The organism is Stenotrophomonas maltophilia group sp. Smal17, assembly GCF_030237045.1.
In the GTDB taxonomy this organism is placed as follows: Bacteria; Pseudomonadota; Gammaproteobacteria; order Xanthomonadales; family Xanthomonadaceae; genus Stenotrophomonas; species Stenotrophomonas forensis.
The window spans coordinates 14015-19516 of the sequence record NZ_JASJSU010000078.1 but is presented as its reverse complement, the minus strand read 5'-3'; the positions used below and the strand labels follow the sequence as shown (position 1 = coordinate 19516).

Annotated in this window: 4 protein-coding genes and 1 riboswitch; of the genes, 3 read left to right on the top strand and 1 reads right to left on the bottom strand. The window is 65.1% G+C overall.

Annotated elements, in window-relative coordinates:
• Nucleotides 1–157: 157 nt before the first annotated feature.
• Nucleotides 158–1735 (bottom strand): BCCT family transporter, encoded by a 1578-nt coding sequence (locus tag QRO93_RS16945; RefSeq protein WP_008267394.1) that lies wholly within the window; start codon nucleotides 1733–1735, stop codon nucleotides 158–160.
• 246 nt (nucleotides 1736–1981) lie between these two features.
• A riboswitch (TPP riboswitch) is annotated at nucleotides 1982–2083 on the top strand.
• Nucleotides 2084–2165: 82 nt separating this feature from the next.
• Between QRO93_RS16945 and thiC the strand changes: the two genes are divergently transcribed.
• The 3 genes from thiC to QRO93_RS16930 form a co-directional block, all read left to right on the top strand.
• The gene (thiC, locus tag QRO93_RS16940; protein WP_164087630.1) at nucleotides 2166–4010 is read left to right on the top strand and encodes a phosphomethylpyrimidine synthase ThiC; all 1845 of its coding nucleotides are present in this window, start codon (nucleotides 2166–2168) and stop codon (nucleotides 4008–4010) included.
• A gap of 93 nt (nucleotides 4011–4103) precedes the next feature.
• Entirely contained in the window at nucleotides 4104–4775 is a 672-nt protein-coding gene (locus tag QRO93_RS16935) for an ion channel (protein WP_050413344.1), read from the top strand.
• A gap of 259 nt (nucleotides 4776–5034) precedes the next feature.
• Nucleotides 5035–5502, top strand: a 468-nt coding sequence (locus tag QRO93_RS16930) for a winged helix-turn-helix domain-containing protein (protein ID WP_285304292.1), incomplete at its 3' end; no start/stop codon positions are given.

Sequence of the window (5502 nt, the reverse complement as noted above, 5' to 3'; positions counted from 1 at the left end):
GCCATGGATGGCGCCATCGAGCCCCCAGGGACGGGTTTACGGCGTGTCCTGCCAGCCCACACCGACCCGCCAAACCAGCAGCAATCCAGAGCCGCTGTTGAAGTTGCTGTTGCCGTTGCTTGAAAAAAGCGGTGCAGCCGCAGGCTGCAAAACACCCTCAATCCGAATCCTGCGCGCGTGCCGCCTCCGCCTGCGTCTCTTCCTGCGCTGCCATCTCGCGCGCGATCCACGCATCGATCATGTGGCGTTGGCGCTGCGCCTGCCGCCGCTCGCGCGTGTATTCCTGGTCCAGCACCCGGTACAGCGACACCATCACCAGCACCATCAGCAGCGCAAATGGCAATGCCGCGATCGTGATCATGCCCTGCAGCGCATCCAAGCCGCCCGCCAGCAGCAGCGCCGCTGCGATCAATGCCACCGCGATGCCCCAGGCCAGCTTGCGCTTCAACGGCGGATCGCCCGCTTCATCGGTGGACATGCTGGCCAGCACCAGCACCGCCGAATCGGCCGATGTCACGAAGAAGATCATCAGCAGCACCAGCGCGATGCAGGAAAGCAGCAAGGGCAGCGGCATGCTGTCAAACAGGGTGAACAGCACCGTTTCATAGCCGTTGCCCAGTGCCTGCACCAGATCGGCATGGCCGAAGATCTGCGCCCACAGCGCGGTGCCGCCAAACACCGCGAACCAGAAGAAGCCCAGCACGGTCGGTGCCAGCACCACGCCGATGACGAACTCGCGGACACTGCGTCCGCGCGAGATGCGCGCGATGAACGAGCCGACGAACGGAGCCCAGGAAATCCACCACGCCCAGTAGAAGATGGTCCAGTCCGCCACCCAGGTGCTGCCCGAGAACGGCGACATGCGCAGACTCATCGTCACCAGCTGGTTGAGGTACGAGCCCAGGGTGGTGGTGAACGTATCGAAGATGAATCCGGTCGGGCCCAGCACCAGTACGGTGGCGGCCAGCAGCGCGGCCAGCGCTAGGTTGAAGTTGGACAGCCACTTCACTCCGCGCTCCACGCCACTGGCGGTGGACGCCATGTACAGCACGAACGCGATGGCGATGATGGTCAGCTGCAGGGGCACGCCCGCGTGCAGGCCGAACACGCGCTCCATGCCGGCGGCGATCTGGATGGTGCCGAAGCCCAGCGTGGTGGCCACGCCAATCGCAGTGGCAACGACCGCTGCAATGTTGACCACGCGCCCGATCCAGCCGCGATGGTGGCGGCCGATGATCGGCTGCAGCATGTCGCTGACCAGGCCGCGGCCGTTGCGGTTGAACTGGAACCAGGCCATCGCCAGGCCGATCAGCGCGTAGATTGCCCAGGGGTGCAGGCCCCAATGGAAGAATGCATAGCGCATCGAAGCCCGCGCCGCGTCCATGCTCTGCGGGGCCAGGCCTTCCGGTGGCTTGGTGAAGTGGGAAATCGGCTCGGCGGCGCCCCAGAACACCAGGCCGATGCCCATGCCTGCGGCGAACAGCATCGACATCCAGCTGGCGCGCGAGAACTCCGGTTCGGCATCTTCACCGCCGATGCGCAGGTTGCCGAAACGACCGAAGGCCAGGTACATCAGGAAGGTCAGCGCCAGGAACACGACCAGAAGATAGAGCCAACCGACACTGCGGATGACATCGGCGAGTACCGACTGGACGACGGTATTGAACGGGCCGGGCGCGAAGCCAGCCAGCAGCACCAGGACGAGCACCAGTGCGATGGAAATGCGAAACACCATGAAGGAGCTTCTCCGATCAAGGGATTGAGGGGAGCGAGCAGAGCTTGCAGCGAGGGGCCGGCGGCGTGCAGCGCGAGCCGGGCAGGGGCCGCGTCGGCGGCGAAGGAAGCATCGGTCGCTGGAATGCGACGGACGTGCACGTTACTGAACGCGATGTCACGGCTCTGTTAGTACAGAAACAACGAATCCACGCGATGCGCGGCTGCAACGGTCATGAGCTGCAGTGCTTTCTATGCTCTAATGCGCAGCAAGAAGCGGGGGTACCGCGGCCAAACGGCCACGGTTGAGACAGTCCCTTGGAACCTGATCCGGCTCATACCGGCGTAGGGAAGCTTTGCAATGTTGCCATGCCCGGACTCCGCCCAGGGACCGTCCGCGCGTGGCGGCAGTGCGCCGCCGCTTCGTCCCTGACCTTCCTGGACGATGCCCGATGAACGCACAGCTCTCTGCCCTGCAGCAACAGGCCCAGCAACTCTCCGAATCCGTGACCCGGCCCATTCCCGGCTCGCGCAAGATCCACGTGCCCGGCTCGCGCCCGGACCTGCAGGTGCCGATGCGCGAGATCGCGCTGACCCGCACGCCGACGCTGTTCGGTGGCGAAGAGAATGCACCGGTCACGGTCTACGACACGTCGGGCCCGTATACCGATCCGGAAGTGCGCATCGATCTGTCCGCTGGCTTGCCAGCGCTGCGTCGCGGCTGGGTGGAAGAGCGTGGCGACACCGAGCAGCTCGAAGGCCTGAGTTCTTCCTTCGGTCGCGATCGCGAGCATGACCCGAAGCTCGATGCGGTGCGCTTCCCCGCACGCACCCTGCCGCGCCGTGCACGTGCCGGCGCCAACGTCACCCAGATGCATTACGCACGCCGCGGCATCATCACGCCGGAAATGGAATTCGTCGCCATCCGCGAGAACCAGCGGCTGGATGCGATCCGCGATGCAGGCCTGCTGCAGCAGCACCCCGGCGAGGCGTTCGGTGCGTCGATCCAGAAGATCATCACGCCGGAATTCGTGCGCGACGAGATCGCCCGCGGCCGTGCGGTGCTGCCCAACAACATCAACCATCCGGAAAGCGAGCCGATGATCATCGGCCGCAACTTCCTTACCAAGATCAATGCCAACATCGGCAACAGCGCGGTGTCCTCCGGCATCGCCGAGGAGGTGGAGAAGCTGGTGTGGGCGATCCGCTGGGGCGGCGACACGGTGATGGACCTGTCCACCGGCAAGCACATCCACGAAACCCGCGAATGGATCATCCGCAACTCGCCGGTGGCGATCGGTACCGTGCCGATCTACCAGGCGCTTGAAAAGGTCGACGGCCGCGCCGAGGCGCTGACCTGGGAGATCTTCCGCGACACGCTGATCGAGCAGGCCGAACAGGGCGTGGACTACTTCACCATCCATGCCGGCGTGCTGCTGCGCTATGTGCCGCTCACCGCCAAGCGGGTGACCGGCATCGTCAGCCGTGGCGGTTCGATCATGGCCAAGTGGTGCCTGGCACATCACAGGGAGAACTTCCTCTACACGCATTTCGAAGAGATCTGCGAGATCATGAAGGCCTACGACGTGACCTTCTCGCTGGGCGACGGCCTGCGCCCGGGCTGCATCGCCGATGCCAACGATGCAGCGCAGTTCGGCGAACTGGAAACGCTGGGGGAGTTGACGAAGATTGCCTGGAAGCACGACGTGCAGACCATGATCGAAGGCCCCGGCCACGTGCCGATGCAGCTGATCAAGGAGAACATGGACAAGCAGCTGCGCGAGTGTGGCGAAGCGCCGTTCTACACGCTGGGGCCGCTGACCACCGACATCGCACCCGGCTACGACCACATCACCAGTGCGATCGGCGCGGCGATGATCGGCTGGTTCGGCACCGCCATGCTCTGCTACGTGACGCCGAAGGAGCACCTGGGCCTGCCCAACCGCCAGGACGTGCGCGACGGCATCATGGCCTACCGCATCGCCGCGCATGCGGCCGACCTGGCCAAGGGCCACCCGGGCGCGCAGGTGCGCGACAACGCGCTGAGCAAGGCGCGTTTCGAGTTCCGCTGGGAGGACCAGTTCCACCTTGGCCTGGATCCGGAGAAGGCCAAGGAGTTCCATGATGAGACCCTGCCGAAGGACGCGCACAAGCTGGCCCACTTCTGTTCGATGTGCGGTCCGCACTTCTGCTCGATGAAGATCACCCAGGACGTGCGCGACTACGCCGAGGCCGGCATGAAGGAGAAGTCGGAGCAATTCCGCGCCGCCGGTGCCGAGGTGTACCACCAGGGGTGATGCGCGAAGGGGCGTGCCGGCCAGCAGCCGGCACCACCGCTCATCACGCCGCGTCCGGCTATCCTCCGCCCATCGCCCCGGGGAAAGGACGCCATGCCTGTTGCCATGACCACCCGCTGGCTGGCCATTGCCCGCCGCCATCCCTCGGCCTGGCTGCTGGGTGCACAACTGCTGGCGGTGCTGCTGTATCCCGCGCTGGATGACACCGCCGCCGGCCGCGCGGCGCTGGGCATGTTCGGGATGGCGGTGCTTGGCCTTGCCCTGTGGGTGGTGCAGCGCAGTCCGCTGGGCACCTGGCTGGCGCTGCTGCTGGCGATCCCCTCGGTGGTGTTCTCGCTGGCCGGCGCCCTGCTGGACCGCAGCGCGCTGCTGACCACGGCGCAGCTGCTGGAGAGCCTGCTGTACTTCTACACGGCCGGTGCGCTGATCGCCTACATGCTGCAGGACCATAAAGTCACCCGTGATGAGCTGTTTGCGGCCGGCGCGACTTTCACGCTGCTGGCCTGGGCGTTCGCGTTTGCGTTCGCGGTGTGCCAGCAGTGGTACCCGGGCAGTTTCCAGGGCACGGGCGGGGGGCCGCAGCGCAGCTGGATGGAATTGCTTTATCTGAGCTTCAGCTTGTTGTCCGGGGTCGGATTGAGCGATGTGGTGCCGCTGCATCCGCAGGCGCGGGCACTGGTCATGCTGGAACAGTTCGCGGGCGTCATGTATGTCGCGCTGGTGGTTTCACGACTGGTCGGACTGACGATGCTCCGGCGCATGTGAAAATGAACGCCAGATAAAAATTTCGCGCCCACAGGGGCGCGAATGGTGATGCAGATTATGTGAATGCGTCGGCGAGAGAGAGCCTGAGTGTCGACCCCGTCATAGGCGGGGTAACCGGCTTAGGCTAATATCGGTACGCGTAATTGTTTTTGCGGTATGCGCCGATGCTTTGTGCGGAATCTGGCTTTTTGTTGTCCCTGCATGGGGACGGTATCGCTGGTGAAACCTGCCCAGGCCCGTCCCTACTGTATATCGGAAAATGAACAGCAGCGAAACACAGCCGCCCGAGGCCGACCGCATCCAGGTTGGCGAATGCGTCGTTACTTTGTCCTCGCGAGAGGTCGAAGTTGCGGGTGCGCGTCGTCCACGCCGGCTGACACCGAAGGCGCTGGGTGTGCTGCGCGTGCTGCTGCGCCAGCCCGGCCGGGTGGTCACCCGCGAGGAGCTGTTTGCCGAAGTGTGGCCTGACACGCTGCCGACCAACGACGTGTTGACCCAGGCGGTCACGCAGCTGCGCAAGGCATTTGCCAACGACGACGACAACGGCCAGGCCTATATCGAGACCATCGCCAAGAGCGGCTACCGGCTGCTGGTTCCGGTCCAGGTGCTGGAAGCGCCCGAGCCTGCGATGGAGATCGGTGAGATCGCCGATCCGCCGCTGGCGCTGGCAGGCGCCGCAGGCGTGGTTCCCGTCGGCATCGCGGTGCCGGCACCGGGCCTGGGCGGG